Genomic DNA, 16,385 nt, shown 5'->3' with positions numbered 1-16,385 from the left:
GCTAAATTTCGGACTCAGGATTGGGGTTGGGTTTTCCGAGGTCGAGATTTAACTCCAGTCGTTTTCTTTTTACGTAATCTTCAATTTCTTCCGCGTCTTTCAGCCAATACGTTCCGATGCGGGTACGGCACAGTTCGCTCATGTAAGCACCAGACTCCAGCAACATGCCAAAATCCCGTACTAAACTGCGAATATAAGTCCCTTTGGAACACACAATGCGAAAACTTACTTCGGGGAAGTTGGCGGCATCAATCTCAAAAACAGGAACCGACACCGAACGCGACTTAATCTCAACCACCTCTCCTCGGCGGGCTTTTTTGTAGAGGCGCTCCCCTCCCATCTTCACGGCGGAATAAATAGGGGGATATTGCGCAAGCTCCCCGGTCAATTTTGCCACGGCCGCCTGCATCAATTCGAGCGTAATATGGTCGGTAGGATACTCACCGTCGAAGGGCGTTTCGAGGTCGATAGAAGGAGTCGTTTTTCCCAGCACCAATTTGCCAGTATATTCTTTTTCAGCTCCTTGGTACTTATCTATCTCCTTGGTTTTCTTGCCTGTACACAAAATCAACAAACCAGTAGCGAGTGGGTCAAGGGTGCCCGCATGGCCGATTTTTTTGATACGACAAGCTCTCTTTATTTTGTTGACGGCGTCAAAAGAAGTCCACGTGAGAGGTTTATTAAGCAAAATAACTTCTCCCTCGTCGGGAGAAGCTCCAGATTCATCTATCATAGGTCAATCATCAAACGATTTCAAGCTTGTATCCAGCCAGCATCAGGGCTAAAATAGCCCCGCCAACGATGATGCGGTACCAGCCAAAAACGCGGAAACCATATTTTGTTAAAAAGTCAATAAAAAACTTGATGGCCAGCATCGCCACAACAAAAGCGACCACGTTGCCAACGGCCAACAACTTGATTTGTTCGTCGGTCAGCACAAAACCGTCTTTGTAGAAATCGTAGGCTTTTTTGGCAGTAGCCGCAAACATGGTAGGCACCGCCAGAAAAAACGAAAATTCGGCGGCGGCCTTGCGAGAAAGGCGTTGCGCCATCCCTCCCACAATCGTTGCACCCGAGCGCGAAACGCCTGGTATCATGGCAATACACTGGAAGAAGCCAATTTTAAAGGCCGTGAAATAATCTATTTCATCGGAGTTTTCAATAAAGGTTTTATTAAACCATTTATCAACAAACAACAAAATAATCCCTCCTACCAGCAATGAAATGGCTACGCCCAGCGGGCTTTCAAGGAGCGCATCGATGGCATCGCTGAACAGCACCCCAAAAACGGCACTGGGAATAAACGCAACAAAGAGTTTAAAGTAAAAATCCAAGCTGCGGAAGAACCGCTTGAAATACAAAACAACGACCGAAAGAATCGCCCCGAGTTGAATGGCTACGGTGAAAAATTTCACAAATGGGTCGGATGCAATCCCCATAAAAGAGGATGCCAAAATCATGTGGCCCGTGGAAGAAATAGGTAAATATTCCGTAATACCTTCGATTACAGCAAGAATAAGTGCTTGAATAAAATCCATTTTAAAATTGTAAGGGGTGGGCAGTGAGGGTTTTTCTTCCTCACTCATTCATAACGTTTTAATTATTTGCCGTCGGCAGGACGGCGTAAAATGGCAAAAAACTCAACCACAAAACCAGCCATTACCACCAATGGGCCAACGGTTAATCCTAAAACACCGAATCCAAACTCTTCTGAGTCCATGCTCATAATGACAAATCCACCCAAAATCAGGACGATACCAATAATCATGAAGGTGTAGTTACTTTTACCAAAGGGAAATGTGTTCTTTTTCATTTGACTATTTTAAATGTTGAATTGATAAAAAAGGAGGTATGGGTTTATTAATACAAATCATCTAGGGTCATTCTCAAATACCTCGCCAATGCCTGAAACGTGCTTAGAATTCCAATTAGCGCCCCTAAAATGATAACACCCAGGAGCAGAAAGCCCAGTTTTTCGTATTCCTGCAATAGCTGCAAACCTTCAATTTGGCGAAGGGCCACTTGCTGTAAACCCACAATCAAACCCGCCGCAATCAGACCACTGATGAGCCCTTGCACCGCACCGTTTTTGAGAAAAGGCATCTGAATAAAATTATTGGTAGCACCCACCAATTGCATACTTCGTATCAAAAACCGTTGTGAATACAATGCCAAACGAATGGTATTATTCATCAACAATACAATGATTATGAGCATAATGACCGCAAAAGTGGCCAAAATAATATAAATTTTGGTGAGGTTTTTATTGATTTGGTCGGCTAGGTTTTCCTGATACACTACTTCAAAAACGCCCTCCAATTTTTCAACGTCTGTTTTGATTTTTTGGAGTTTGGTATCTTCAAAATAATCCTCCTGCAAGCGTACCCGATAACTGTCGTGCAGGGGATTTTCGCCCAGAAATGCACTGAAATCTTCTTTTGTATCGGCAATAAACTCGCGGGCCGCTTCGTCTTTTGAATAAAAAATCACTTGAGGCTTTCCTTCAATATTCAACACAAAGGGATTGGCAATCAGTTTTTTCTGAATATCAGCCACTTGGGTGGAGTCGAGTCCTTTGTCGAGCATGACCCTCACCTCGATATTTTGCTTAATGATAGAAATAAGCTTTTTGGACTGCATGACCAACAAGCCACAAAACCCAATCAAAAATAACGCCGCGGTTAAGCTAACAATAATCATGGCGTTGGGATAACTGCCAACCTTTTTCTTTTTCAGAGGCATAAATAGAATGTAAAGTGAGGACGGGGGCACCCGTACTATTCAGTGTATAAAGACCAATTACCTTCGTTCATAAATTCATCCATGAATCATTGCAAAAATAGGCAATTATTTCAAGAACGAATTCAAATAGTGGATTCGTAAATCGTTTTTAAAGTTTTTTAACCAAATTGCTGGTCATTCGAGTCCAAAATGTTATCCAAAAAAAATCTCCTTCTCTCGGTTCTGCTATTATGGTCGTGCGGGTTATTGGCGCAGTTACCAAACGACCTTCTCTTCCAGCGCTATTCTACCCACGAGGGGCTTTCCGACAATTATGTTTTTAACGTAGTGGAAGATCGACAACATTTTATTTGGGCCGCCACGTTTCAGGGGATCAATCGCTTAGACGGGGTCGAAGTGCGGCACTATAGCTTGCTAGACAGCTCAAAAACCGATGCCCAACCGTCTATCGAAGTCATTAGAGACTACAAAGGGGGGATTTGGGCCACCAGCAATGCCAATTTGTTTAAATATGACCCTGTCCAAGACCAATTTAAACTGAAACTACAAACGAAGAACAAAGAATTCAGCGCTAACAATAAAAAAGTAAAGCAAAAATTTGCCTTGTTTAATGACATCCCTAACCAGTGTTTTTGGATAGCCCGTGAAAATGGCCTTTTTCGTTACCTAATTAATACCGAACGTTTGGAACCCACTCCCATTCCTTCATTCAGTACGCCCCATAAAATAATCAGCATCAATTCCACTACGCTTATCATCGCGACCAATGAAGAATGGATAAGTTATGACACCCGCTCCCAGAAGTCATTTCGGATTCCTAAGCCCGCAACCGAATGGGTCATTTACTCCACGAAGGCAAATCACTGGATTTACAGCGATGAAAACCGCCGAATATGGGAGATTTCCTTCCAAAACAGCCAATTTACGCGCCCAGTACTCACCGAAATCAATCCCGAACGGAAGGAAATTAGAAGTATCGCGACCCTGCCAAATCTGACGGGCACAAAGGTGCTTTGGTGCGGATTGGTTACGGGTGGTTTGGCAGTACTGAATTCTGAAAACAAAAATGCCTATCAACTTTTCAATGCCCATATCAACCAACTCAATGGTTTTCATTACCGAAGAATCCTGAATATTTATCAAGACAGCACGCACAATATTTGGTTAAGCACCGACCAAGGGCTTTACCGAGCCAATCCCACGAAATTCCAGATTCAGAAAGAATTATTTCCTTTTTTTAGAAAACTGAACATCAGTCGGGTTCGGCAAATCGTCCAACATCCTTCCGAGCCACATCTTCAATGGATAGCTAATTCAAACTATGGTTTGATTTTGTACGATAAAGTACATCAAAAAATCATTAAGTCCTTTGAAATGCCCGGGAGTGGAATCACCCAAATCAAATACGATCGTCAGGGAAGGCTTTGGGTATTGTCGGCCAAAAAGCTAACAATTATAGACCCACAATTGCGCATTAAGACAATACAAACTGCGCACCTAAAGCCCGATTTGCTTTGTTGGCGCATCATATTTGACCGATACGACAACGCCTGGATTGGTTCAGAAATCGGGTTGTTAAAAGTAGCTTTTCCCACCAAAAAAATAACGGTATACACTCCCGTCATTACCGACCCACAATCCATCAGTCACGCTTTTGTGTATGATTTAAAATGGCTGAACAATCAGAAAATAGCCTTAGCCACGCGCAACGGAGTGGATATTTTTGATACTAACACTGAAAAAGTAACTGAAAAAATCGGGGCTCGTCAAAATGTATTTGCCCTTGATATTGACTCCACCCAAACGATGTGGGTAGCATTTAGCAATGAATTCTTAAAAATCAGCAATCATCAGGTGGTTAAAAGCTGGAAAAGCTATGGCAATAACAGGACACTTCGGTTCAAAAATGGATTAGCCGTTGACAAAAGCGGCAAACTATGGATGAATACCAATGATGGTTTGCTCAATTTTGACCCTATTACCGAAAATTTTCAATTGTTTACGGAGAATGACGGGCTGATTAGCAATTATTTCTACGGTTTTATTTATGAAAACAACGGTAATCTTTACCTAAATCATGAAGAAGGGGTTAATTATTTTGATCCACTCCAAGCCCATATAACTCCCAAAATATACGAGACGCTCCTGACTGATTTCAGCCTATTGGACGAAAGGCAAGCCATTGATTTCCATAACCTTCAAAATCCGTTCAAGGTTAATTTCGACCAAAATATCATCACGTTCCGCTATGCTGTCGTGGAGTTTGATCATCCCGAAAAAATAACATTTCGGTATCAACTGGAAGGATTTGACAAAGGTTGGAAGAACGGACATACCCGTCGGGATGTTAGTTATACCAATCTTAGCGGTGGTCATTATACTTTTAAGGTACAAGCGCTGCGTACCGATGGCAACGTTGCTTCCAACATAGCAGAGTTTCAAATCTTTGTGACTACGCCCTACTACCGAAGTTGGTGGTTCTTTGGTTTGCTTTTTTGCGGCATTACTTCCTTTTTTTACGGCCTATATCGCTATCGCTTAAAGCAAATTCTCAGGCTTCACCATTTACGCAATTCGATTTCTCGGGATTTACACGATGAAGTCGGCTCGACCCTGAGCAGTATTACAATGTTGAGCGAATCTGCCAAAAAATCAATTGACATCGACGAAGCACAAACGCGTAAGTTCATGGAAAGCATTACTAAAAACGCCCAAAAAGTACTGGAAAACATGGACGACATCGTTTGGGCCATCAATCCTAAAGACGACTCACTCGAAAGTATTGTTTTACGAATAAAAGAATATGCCTATACCATCACCGAAACCAAGGACATCCATCTCAGCTTTGATATTGATCCGCGCTTACAAAAGCTTAAGGCCCCGATGAAAACCAGACGGAATCTTTATCTTATTTTGAAGGAAAGCATCAACAACGCCGTAAAACATTCTGGCTGTAATGAGCTCAAAATAGTGTTAAAAATAGAAAAAAAGGCGCTAAATATGATTATTAAAGACAATGGTCAAGGATTTGACCCGCTTAAACCTAGCCTTCGCAACGGACTGGAAAACATGCGCCAACGCGCAGAAGAGCTTGGTGGAAAAATCAGGATTGACGCTCAGAAAAACAAGGGAACGGCCATTTATATTGAGTTGAATAGCTGACGTATTTCACCCAATCATGTGATTTGAGACGAAAATCAAATGACTACTTTTACTTCTCTCTTACAAGCAAAAAACGACTACATGTCACAGGCATATAACATCCGCGTAGTAATCGTCGACGACAACGACGATTTTCGCGAAGGGCTTTTCCACTTTCTCAATTTCAGTACAGGTTTCGAAGTGGTGGGGTGTTTTGCCAATCCAGTTAATATCGTTGAAAACATTACACGTACCCAGCCTGATGTGGTTTTGATGGACATTGATATGCCTCATATTACGGGCATTGAGGCGGTAAAGTTGCTAAAAGTCCATTTCAAACGATTAAATATCCTGATGCTGACGGTTTTTGAGGACGAAGAACGGGTATTTAAAGCAATGCAAGCAGGGGCGATTGGGTATCTATTAAAAAAAACACCCCCGCAAAAAGTATTGGAATCGGTTCAAGAAGTTATGGAGGGCGGCGCTCCCATGTCGCCGCTGATTGCCCGAAAGGTAGTACATTTCTTTTCCAAAACGCCCCCCGCTGACTACAATCTCACACCCAAAGAACTGGAGGTTTTGCGTTGGTTGGTCGAAGGACTTAGCTATAAAATGATTGCGGCCGAGCTTAATCTAAGTATCGATACGGTTCGAACCCATCTTAAAAATATTTATGACAAACTCCACGTAAAATCCAACACCGAAGCCGTCGTCAAAGCCATCCGCAATAGGCTTGTGTAGACTCCAATTATTTTTCCACCTTACAGCATTCACCCCTTCACTTACCAGTGGTTTATCATTTTTTTACATCAATAAATCCAAAATCTTTCTAAGACAAATCTGCATTTAAAGCCGCAGCGCGTAGTTCTACCTACCTGAGCGCGTAGAATCCCTTTCACCCGATGATGTGATTTTTGAAGTCGTGGTATTTCTGACCTTTGCTAAAACATCGACTGTGATTTATATGGCATTATCTCTCCCTACTTGTCAATCTTATGCACTGTTTTATAGGATTAAAACTAGCAAAAAAATCACGGCTGTATCGACGTCAAAATTTCATAAAAATGAAAAAAATCATTTCTTTCTTATTACTGGTTTCTTTTATAACCCCTACTTATGCCCTTATCCGCTACGTAAAACCTGTCGCAACAGGTACAGGTGATGGCAGCTCGTGGGCCAATGCTTCGGAAAATCTGCAAGCAATGATTGATATAGCCATTCCCGCCCAAGATGAGGTTTGGGTAGCAGCGGGCAAGTATTTTCCGACAAGTGTTCCGAGTGGATGCACTACCTGCGGCACTGCTAGCCTCACCAATAGAAACAACACTTTTCTGCTGAAATCAGGGCTACGAATTTATGGCGGTTTTGCTGGAACCGAAACTGCTCGCGCAAACAGAAATTCACACCTCAATGAGTCTATTCTGAGTGGAGACCTTGGTATAAAATACGAAACCAACGACAACGTCTACCACGTAGTGACGGCCATAGACTGCAACAACTCGACTGTTTTAGAGCGCTTTACGATTGAAGCAGGCAATGCCAATGGCTCAACAAGTGTAACGGTGGCGGACAGAACTTACTATCGAAGTTGGGGAGGCGGCGTGCTTTGTGTGTATTCGCCCATCAGAATTGCCCTGTGCGCCATTGTCGACAACCAAGCCACCGACGGCGGTGGGATTCTCAATACCGCCTGTAATCCTTACATTACCAATTCGGTTATTGCCAACAACACCGCAACCGCAGGCGGAGGAGGCATCTACAATCACGAAGGCTCAGCCGCTGATATTAGAAATTGTACCATTATTCAGAATACTGCCAATGTAGCTGGGGGAGCTATGTACAATTATAATTCCGTTCCGTATATCATCAATGTCATTGTTTGGTACAATTCCAGTCCAAACTTCCCCGGTATTGCCAACAACGGCAGCGGGGTCACGGGCTATTCTTCCAACTTAGAGCAGGGATGGGGCGCAAACGGTATCACTTGCAGCAATTGTTTGAATGCAAACCCTCAATTTATCAATATAGATTTTCCAGCAGGTATAGATGGCAAATGGGGAAGCCGTGACGACGGCCTAAGGGTTACTTCCTGCAGCCCCGGTATTGACAAAGGCACCAACGGTTCTACCGAAGGGGTGGACATGGCCAACCAAACCCGGGAAATAGACATACCTTCCATCGACAATACCATTTCGAGTATTTCATTGGACATGGGGGCCTACGAATATCAAAATACAGGGCCCTCGAATACTATTTTATACGTAAACGGAAGCCTTACCACGGGTCTAAACGATGGCAGTAATTGGGAAAATGCGTTTAGGGGCGCTAATGCCTTTGGTACTGCACTGCGCTACGCCAACCATTGCGACAATAATAGCATTTTGGTAGCCAAAGGCACCTATAAACCCCATAGGCTACCGTTTGGGGTTACGAGCGGTTCAAATCGCAACTTCACTTTTGCCCTCAAAGGTGGCTTAAAAATTTACGGTGGTTTTTTGGGAACGGAGTCAATTCTGGAGTATTCCACCCGTAAAGCACGCCAAAATGAAACTATTCTCTCTGGAGATTTCGCAGATGATGATGTAGTGACTGGTGAAGGAGGTACATTGGCGATTGCCAACAATACCGAAAACGCTTACCATGTACTCACAACCGATGCGAGAGCCACCCAAATAGTACTCAAAGGTTTGACCATCAAAGGGGGCAATACCATCGGTGCATCAAATCCAAATGGCGGCGGCATCTATGCGTACCTCAGTACTTCTTTTGAAATAACCGATTGCAATATTAAGCACAATAGTGCGAGTAACGGAGCAGGTGTTTATTTTTATGTTAGTTCTCCGTTAGTATTCAATAATAATTACTTTGATCGAAATTTAGCAACCACCAATGGCGGTGCCATCTATATCGGTGAAAGTGGTGTCGTTTTCAGAAACAACGTTTTTTCAGGAAACAGAGCTTCAACGGGTGTAGGCGGAGCTGTTCGCAACGACCTGTATTTTGGTCAATTTTATAATAACACTTTTTATAAAAATTCGGCGCAAACATCTGGGGGAGCACTCTTTACCTACGACCCGGGCATCGCCGGCGCACCTATCGACATCAACAGATCCTACAATAATATTTTTTATAAAAACGCCATTGGTACAAACACCACTACCACTTACGCCGATTTTTTCATTGAACGAAATGGTCGAGATTTTAGAAACAACATCCTGCAATTTGCCGCAGAGCAATACCCTCTAAACAATACCCCCAATGGTATCGGGGCTACTGCCGTTAATAATCTGTTTGCCGTAAACCCACTCTTTGCAGATGAAACCAACCTCCTCGGCCCCGATTTAATAGGTGGCAGTCCCGACGATGGCTTCCGACTGCGAAGTACCAGCCCTGCCGTCAATGCCGGCATTTATTCTTCAGCGCCCTCTTTTGACATTTTAAGCAATGGCCGTTATTCATTTTTTGACATAGGTGCCTACGAGTTTCATCCCAAAGAAGCTTGCCCCGACAACCGATACATAGCCGATGTACCCATCGAAGCGGGTACGCACTTCGCGGGAATTCAGGGTTCTTTTACATCAAGTGTACCAGCGCCTCTCAAGAACCAAAGGGTCGGGGCGATAGATGCTACAATGGCGGTTGGAGATGGGCACATCACCTCTGTAGGCACGGTGGCATCGGCTACTTCGGTGGTGTTTGATGCAAGTAAAAGCATTACATTATTACCTGGCTTTCAGACCCAAACGGGGGCTACATTCCGTACCAATCTGCAAGGTTGCCCCTTTTTTGAAGAAAGCTCAGTAGGCAGTCCAACCCAAAAATAAACGATCCAAAGGAGATTTTATCAAACAGAAAATGAAAAGTAAAACAGTGATAAAGAATACAAAAGCGATTGTATTTCTGCTCTTTTTGCTGATTTCTCAAAAAGATATTCAGGCACAAAGCGGTGAATTCAAAACTTACAGCAAATTTGATTTTGTGTCTGGCGAAAAAGTGGTAGCATTTGAGAATTTTGACCAAGACCAAATCGGCGATTTTCCTGCCAAATGGAATACCAATGGTAGCGGTGAAATTGTGCTTATTGAAGGAACACCCGGACGATGGCTAAAAATCAACAGCAACACAACCGCTTTTCCAACATTTGTCAATAACCTGCCTGAAAACTTCACCTTAGAGTTTATGATAGCTGCCAATCCTGAATTAAATTACGCAGCACGTTTTATTGCAATCATTTTTACGCCAAATACCGAGCAAAAAAAGCTGTTTACTGCCAATTTCCCATCAAGGGTCAGGGCATCTTTTACCCCACTAAAAGGAGGAAGAGGAAAAACGTCAGTAGATATGTATGGCGCTGACTCAAAGGCCATTGCCCATAATGAAATCACCACTGACAAGTTTTGTTTGCCGCAAAAATCCACGGTAAAAGTATCTGTTTGGCGACAAAAAACACGTCTGAGAATCTACTTAGATGAAGAAAAAGTGTGGGATCTACCCACCGCGTTTGATGCTTCGGTCGGTTATAAAAAAGTGGTATTCGGCACAAGTAACTTAACGTCTAACATGGCATTTTACATCTCTGACGTTCGGCTTGCGGTAGGCGCACCTGACACCCGCAGCAAACTCATTACCGATGGCAAATTCACCACAACCGGTATCTTGTTTGATAGCAATTCGGATAAAATCAAGCCGGAATCTTATGGCATCCTCAAACAGATATCGCAGGTCTTGCAGGAAAACCCAACCCTGAAAGTACGCATCATCGGCCACACCGACTCCGACGGAGAAGATACCAACAACCTTGATCTTTCTAAACGCCGCGCCGCTTCTGTCAAAGCCAATTTGAGCAGAGAGTTTAGTATCGAATCTTCCCGCCTCCAAACCGACGGCCAAGGAGAAACCCAACCCATAGCCCCCAATACTACCCCCGAAGGCAAAGCAAACAATCGCAGAGTTGAGTTTATCAAACTATAGGCCTCACGTTTTCTCAAAGGCAAAAAACTCCTCGAAATTATTGCAAAACATCATTTTCACTATTAACAAACAATCAATGAAATCATCGCTTTTTATTTTTGCCAGTCTTATTTTGATCTCTTCCGCGTGTGGTGGCACCTCCGAAACCGATGTGGTTCCTAGCCCAAATGGCACAATCACCATGAAAGTAAATGGAGTGAGTTGGTCGGGAGCTGCGTCCGCCCGATTTATTGAGAACGAAAATATGGTCATCAATGGCATCAACGCTACCGCTGCCAATCAAGAAACCATTGGCTTAGTGATTGGAAAAGTAACGCAGGTAGGTACTTATAAAGTCAAAAGCCGAACCGGCAATGCCATGTTATATTCGCAAAAAGCGGTCATTCACTCAGGTTGGGAAGATGGCGAAGTCACCGTTACTTCCATCACAACCACAGGAGGCAAGCAAGTCCCAAGCGGAACTTTTTTTGGTACTTGTATCAACAATAGCGGCGGGAAAGTATCAATCACTGAAGGGAAGTTCTAAGCCAAAATCATTTGTTAGTCATTTGAACCCTAAAACGTGTTCATTTAAATAAAAAAGTAAAAGGGCTGAAAACCATCTGGTCGCCAGCCCTTTTTGTTGTTATTTATGCTTCTTAGATATTGCCTTTCTTTTTCTCTTTTACGGCAAAATCAGCCGCCCGAGCAGTCAAGGCCATATAAGTAAGCGATGGGTTCACGCAAGACGCTGAAGTCATACAGGCACCATCGGTCACGAATACGTTTTTGCAGGCGTGTACTTGGTTATTGCCGTTCAAGACCGAAGTTTTGGGGTCGCGGCCCATGCGTGCCGTTCCCATTTCATGAATAGCCATGCCCAGCCATGAACCACGGTCATAAGACTTCACATTCTTCACTCCCGCTTTTTCCAACATCTCTGCGGCATCATTGGCCATATCAACGCGCATTTTTTTCTCGTTTTCCTTCAGTTCGGCGTCAAATACCACCAATGGCATGCCCCATTTATCTTTTTCTTTGGGGTCGAGGTACATTTTGTTTTCGTGGTAAGGCAGCGTTTCGCCAAAGCCACCCAAGCCCATCGACCACGGACCTGGTTTAGTGAGTTCTTCTTTGAAGTCAGCCCCGAAACTCAATTCGGCTACATTTCGCTGCCAACTCGCACGGCTTCCCCCGCCTTGGTAACCAAATCCACGGAGGTAATCACGTTTGTCATTCCCGATGTTACGATAACGCGGCACGTAGATACCATTGGCACGGCGCCCGAAATAGTATTTGTCGGCATCTCCCTCCCAAGTTCCGCTTGCTCCCGTACGGAAGTGGTGATCCATGAGGTTGTGTCCCAATTCACCGCTGTCATTTCCAAAACCTGTCGGGAAGCGATTGGAAGTTGAATTAAGCAATATTGCCGTAGTTCCCAAAGCTGAGCCGCACACAAAAATGATTCCTGCGTTGAAAATCCGCTCTTCCATCGTCACGGCATCAATCACGCGTACGCCCGTTGCTTTCTTTTTGTTTTCGTCGTAAATCAGATTGGTAACAACCGACTCAGGGCGGAGCGTTAAACGTCCCGTTTTTACCGCAGGTGGCAAAGTACACGACTGCGTGCTGAAATACGCCCCAAACGGACATCCCAAGGCACATTTGTTACGATATTGGCAGGCCGCACGACCGTTATTTATTTGGAGTTGAGTCGGTTTGGAAAGGTTGGCTACCCGTCCAATCGTCATGTTACGACCCGGAAATTCCTTCTCAATCCGTTTACGAACTTCTTTTTCTACGCAGTACATATCCATCGGCGGCAAAAACTCGCTGTCGGGCAATTGGGGCAGACCTAATTTTTCGCCTGAAATCCCCGCGATTTTTTCCACGTAGCTATACCAAGGTGCTACATCCTTATAGCGAATCGGCCAGTCCACCGCAATACCGTCTTTGAGGTTACCTTCAAAGTCAATGTCGCTCAAGCGATACGACTGACGCCCCCACATGATTGACTTTCCACCCACGATGTTGGGGCGGTACCAGTCAAATCGCTTTACTTCTTTGTACAATGAATCAGAATCATTCATCCAGTATTTTTCCGACATCTCATTGTAGGGATAATCGCGGCTCAATTTTGGATGGGACTCTTTCTGAGCCTCGGTCAACCGACCGTTATAATTTGACTGCCACGGGTCTTTCATGGCATTTTCATAGCCTGTTACGTGCTCCAGTTTATGGCCCTTTTCGAGCATCAATACACGCAATCCTTTCTCCGTCAACTCTTTGGCTGCCCAGCCACCGCTCACCCCCGAGCCGATTACAATGGCATCGTAGGTCATTTCTTTTTGTGCATCTATATTTAGGTACATTTTTTGGTCAAAGTTAAGTGTGATAAGGTAAAAGTATAGAAGTTCACTTTTAACCTATAAATTTGATTCATCTGTCATTACAAAGCCCATGCTTTCTGACCGGGTTTCATTGGTACACATCCTTCAAAACGTCCGGGAATCGGCAGGTATTCCAGCGCCTTAGTTGCTCCGATTTCAGACGTAAAATAGCCCGTCACCGTCATTTCTTTCATTCTCATAAAGAAAGGCTTGTTGCTAGTAGTCAACGCTTTTACCGCGTCAATCTTTTGTTTTGTGTCCAGTTCAACAAAACTCTTTCCAAAGGCCGAGCGGCTATCGGTATTGAGTTGGGTAAGACCTGAGTAGAATTTTTCTTGGTCAGCTTTGGGGTAGCAATCGCGCATCACCCGCACAATAAATTTCTCAACGCCAGCGGCTTTCGCACCGGGTGTAGTGGTAGTGGGAATAATTACGTCGGCTAATTCGGCCAAAAATGCCTCTTGTTCGGCACTCACGGGAAGACTTTCCCCTACATTCAATTTTTGACCCATTACTCCTGCCATTGTCGGAGCGGAGATCACGCTTCCCAGAAGGATAGCAACGTGCTGAATAGCATCTCTACGGTTCATGTTTTTTCGGGTGGTTAAGTATAAATAAAGGTTGGCATCTAGTGTTTTTACTAATGATACGTATTAAAAATTAAGCAGATTTAGTTGTACTTTTTTTTGAAGCCCCAAAAATATCACCGAAAATTGGAAAGTAACAAGTTACCTTCCTGTACCTTTGGAAAAATAGCTGTTTGTTTTTGACATTACACCAATAGGCGTTACGACTTTCCATTCATTAAATCGTGGTTCAAAAGGCGCAATTCAGCGATGAATTCTTCGTATTATCCAATCATAATCAACGATTTACATAAAACGTTTAATTCACTTATTTGTTTTTTAGAAATTCTTAGCCAATGATAATGACTTCACTCAAACATAAAGCAACAACACTTCTTATTTTAGTAGCGGCTGTAGGAATAGCCTATTTGGTTTTGTTGATGTATCAATTTAACGAAAAAAAATACGTCAAAAATTTAACTCCCGGCACCACAAATATTCTTGAAAACGCTTTCCCAAATTTATCATTTAATGAGCCTGTAGAATTTACGCACGCTGGCGACAGTACCAATCGGGTGTTTGTGGTAGAGCAGTCTGGCCGAATCAAAGTGTTTGACAACAATGCCACCACCAAATCAGCGCAGGTTTTCCTCGATATTCGTGATCGGGTAAGCGGTGGTGGCGAGATGGGATTGCTCGGTCTGGCTTTTGACCCCAATTTTATCAAAAACGGCTACTTTTACGTCAATTATACCCAACGCAAACCCCTCCAAACCATCATTGCACGCTATCAAGTTGCGTCTTATAAAGACATGAAAGCGGCGGCTTCTTCTGAAGTAATTCTGTTGAAGTTCACCCAACCCTACGACAATCATAACGGCGGAAAAATGGCCTTTGGTCCCGACGGATTTCTTTATATTTCTACGGGAGACGGAGGCGCTTGGGGCGATCAGCACAATTATGCCCAAAATCGACAATCACTGCTCGGAAAAATTCTCCGCATCGACGTGGCCAAAACCGACAAAGGAAACTATGGCATCCCTGCCGACAATCCCTATGCCGCCAATACGCTGGGGTACCGAGAAGAAATCTACGCATTAGGGCTGCGGAATCCGTGGCGATTCAGTTTTGACGCCCAAACTGGCCAACTTTGGGCGGGCGATGTAGGACAAAATGAATTTGAAGAAATTGACATCATCACCAAAGGGGGCAATTATGGTTGGCGACTGAAAGAAGGGAACCGTTGTTACAATCCTCGCAAAGATTGTGACCCAGCTGATAGCCTCATAAATCCGATTCACCAGTATCCTCGCAGCGATGGAACTTCAGTCACCGGAGGGGTTGTATACCGTGGAAAAAGACTGCCAGCATTGCGTGGCAAATACCTGTTTGCCGACTACAGCAATGGCAATATATGGACATTGACATTCAAAGAAAATACCAAAACAAGCCATGAATTACTCAACGCCAACGGGGGCTCAGTTTCCGCCTTTGGCGAAGATGCCAACCACGAAATATACGTGCTTGACCATTATAAAGGACAAATAAAGCGTTTTGTATCCTCAAAATAAAGGCTTTTCGGTATGATTTTGACAAAATATACATTCAGGAAATTGCTGAAGACCAACTAAAAACACAAACCATTAATTTACAGATACTTACATATAACTTTTTGCATTTTAGGGTGCTAAATAGAATAAATAATGGCTAAAAAAAGGGCTTTTAAAGGGCTTTCAGAAGAGCATTTTCTCATTTATTTTTAAATCACAATATATAATTAATCTAATAGGAAATTATTACGCACTTTTTTGCGTTGATACTAAACAGAATACCAATATTTCCTGATTTTTCCGTCCAACTTATGCCTTTTACGATTACTCGTTGGGGCATTCTTAAGTCGTATTGTAAGCTCTCATTTGATTGGTATTTCTATTCAATAAAACCACAACACCATCTGTTTTTTAACCCCCTCAAGCTATTGAAAAACGGATACAACGCTCAAGAACAATAAAATATGGCTAGTTCACAGGAGACATTTAGTAAAAAAGAAAGAGAGAAGAAAAAATTAAAGAAGAAGAAGGACAAGGAGGAGAAAAAAGAAGAACGGCAGGCAAGTGCCAAGAAGGGTCAATCCCTTGAAGACATGATTGCCTACGTTGACGAGAATGGCAACATTTCCAACACGCCACCAGACCCACGGAAAAAGAAGGTCGTTAACAGTGAAGACATTACGCTTGGGGTTGCCAAACAGATTGACGAGCCAGTAGAGATTATCAGAGAGGGAGTTGTGAGTTTCTTTAACGAGCAAAAAGGCTATGGTTTTATCCGGGACCTTAAGTCGCAGGAAAGCATCTTTGTACACATCAATGAACTGAGCGGTCCAATCAAAGAAAACGATAAAGTTACTTTCGAAATTGAAATACGCCAAAAAGGGCCAAGTGCCGTTGCGGTGAAGAAAATGTAGAGAAAGTGCCCAATATATTCACGACAAAGCCCCGAGAAGAGTACTCTCGGGGCTTTGTCGTGAATATAAGTCCCAAAAAATCAGTAAAACAACGTACAAAATACGCTGTTTTGTCGTTATAATATATACCAT

At 43.4% G+C, this 16,385-nt stretch carries 13 protein-coding genes; 7 read left to right on the top strand and 6 right to left on the bottom strand.

What is annotated here, in order from left to right:
- Nucleotide 1: 1 nt before the first annotated feature.
- The 4 genes from truB to DVG78_RS17055 form a co-directional block, all read right to left on the bottom strand.
- The gene (truB, locus tag DVG78_RS17070; RefSeq protein WP_114462270.1) at nt 2-733 is read right to left on the bottom strand and encodes a tRNA pseudouridine(55) synthase TruB; all 732 of its coding nucleotides are present in this window, start codon (nt 731-733) and stop codon (nt 2-4) included.
- A 10-nt stretch (nt 734-743) separates the two neighbouring features.
- Nucleotides 744-1,538: an undecaprenyl-diphosphate phosphatase gene (locus DVG78_RS17065; RefSeq protein ID WP_114462360.1), complete on the bottom strand. Its 795-nt coding sequence runs from the start codon at nt 1,536-1,538 to the stop codon at nt 744-746.
- Nucleotides 1,539-1,600: 62 nt separating this feature from the next.
- A complete protein-coding gene (locus DVG78_RS17060) occupies nt 1,601-1,813 on the bottom strand; it encodes a DUF3098 domain-containing protein (protein WP_114462269.1) in 213 nt (70 codons plus the stop codon).
- Nucleotides 1,814-1,860: 47 nt separating this feature from the next.
- Nucleotides 1,861-2,742 carry a cell division protein FtsX gene (locus tag DVG78_RS17055; RefSeq protein WP_114462268.1) on the bottom strand — a complete coding sequence of 294 codons (882 nt, stop codon included), beginning with the start codon at nt 2,740-2,742 and terminating at the stop codon, nt 1,861-1,863.
- 189 nt (nt 2,743-2,931) lie between these two features.
- On the opposite strand from DVG78_RS17055, the gene DVG78_RS17050 reads away from it, so the two are divergent.
- From DVG78_RS17050 to DVG78_RS17030, 5 genes are all read left to right on the top strand, one after another.
- On the top strand, nt 2,932-5,904 hold the full coding sequence (locus DVG78_RS17050; RefSeq protein ID WP_114462267.1) for a sensor histidine kinase: 2,973 nt from the start codon (nt 2,932-2,934) through the stop codon (nt 5,902-5,904).
- An 81-nt stretch (nt 5,905-5,985) separates the two neighbouring features.
- Nucleotides 5,986-6,624 carry a response regulator transcription factor gene (locus DVG78_RS17045; protein ID WP_114462266.1) on the top strand — a complete coding sequence of 213 codons (639 nt, stop codon included), beginning with the start codon at nt 5,986-5,988 and terminating at the stop codon, nt 6,622-6,624.
- Nucleotides 6,625-6,947: 323 nt separating this feature from the next.
- Nucleotides 6,948-9,707 carry a 3-coathanger stack domain-containing protein gene (locus DVG78_RS17040; RefSeq protein ID WP_147277103.1) on the top strand — a complete coding sequence of 920 codons (2,760 nt, stop codon included), beginning with the start codon at nt 6,948-6,950 and terminating at the stop codon, nt 9,705-9,707.
- 31 nt (nt 9,708-9,738) lie between these two features.
- Nucleotides 9,739-10,854, top strand: a complete 1,116-nt coding sequence (locus DVG78_RS17035; RefSeq protein WP_114462264.1) for an OmpA family protein — start codon at nt 9,739-9,741, stop codon at nt 10,852-10,854.
- A gap of 76 nt (nt 10,855-10,930) precedes the next feature.
- On the top strand, nt 10,931-11,380 hold the full coding sequence (locus DVG78_RS17030; RefSeq protein WP_114462263.1) for a DUF6252 domain-containing protein: 450 nt from the start codon (nt 10,931-10,933) through the stop codon (nt 11,378-11,380).
- Between the two features lie 112 nt (nt 11,381-11,492).
- On the opposite strand, the gene DVG78_RS17025 is transcribed toward DVG78_RS17030, so the two are convergent.
- Together DVG78_RS17025 and DVG78_RS17020 are read right to left on the bottom strand one after the other, a co-directional pair.
- Nucleotides 11,493-13,205: a GMC oxidoreductase gene (locus tag DVG78_RS17025; RefSeq protein WP_114462262.1), complete on the bottom strand. Its 1,713-nt coding sequence runs from the start codon at nt 13,203-13,205 to the stop codon at nt 11,493-11,495.
- Nucleotides 13,206-13,282: 77 nt separating this feature from the next.
- Nucleotides 13,283-13,813, bottom strand: coding sequence for a gluconate 2-dehydrogenase subunit 3 family protein (locus DVG78_RS17020; protein WP_114462261.1), 531 nt, complete (start codon nt 13,811-13,813; stop codon nt 13,283-13,285).
- Nucleotides 13,814-14,151: 338 nt separating this feature from the next.
- Between DVG78_RS17020 and DVG78_RS17015 the strand changes: the two genes are divergently transcribed.
- Nucleotides 14,152-15,360 (top strand): PQQ-dependent sugar dehydrogenase, encoded by a 1,209-nt coding sequence (locus DVG78_RS17015; RefSeq protein ID WP_310589128.1) that lies wholly within the window; start codon nt 14,152-14,154, stop codon nt 15,358-15,360.
- Nucleotides 15,361-15,803: 443 nt separating this feature from the next.
- Nucleotides 15,804-16,253, top strand: a complete 450-nt coding sequence (locus tag DVG78_RS17010) for a cold-shock protein (RefSeq protein WP_114065882.1) — start codon at nt 15,804-15,806, stop codon at nt 16,251-16,253.
- The last annotated feature ends 132 nt before the right edge of the window (nt 16,254-16,385 follow it).

The organism is Runella aurantiaca, from assembly GCF_003339505.1.
Classification (GTDB): domain Bacteria; phylum Bacteroidota; class Bacteroidia; order Cytophagales; family Spirosomataceae; genus Runella; species Runella aurantiaca.
This window is presented reverse-complemented; position numbering and strand designations above follow the sequence as displayed.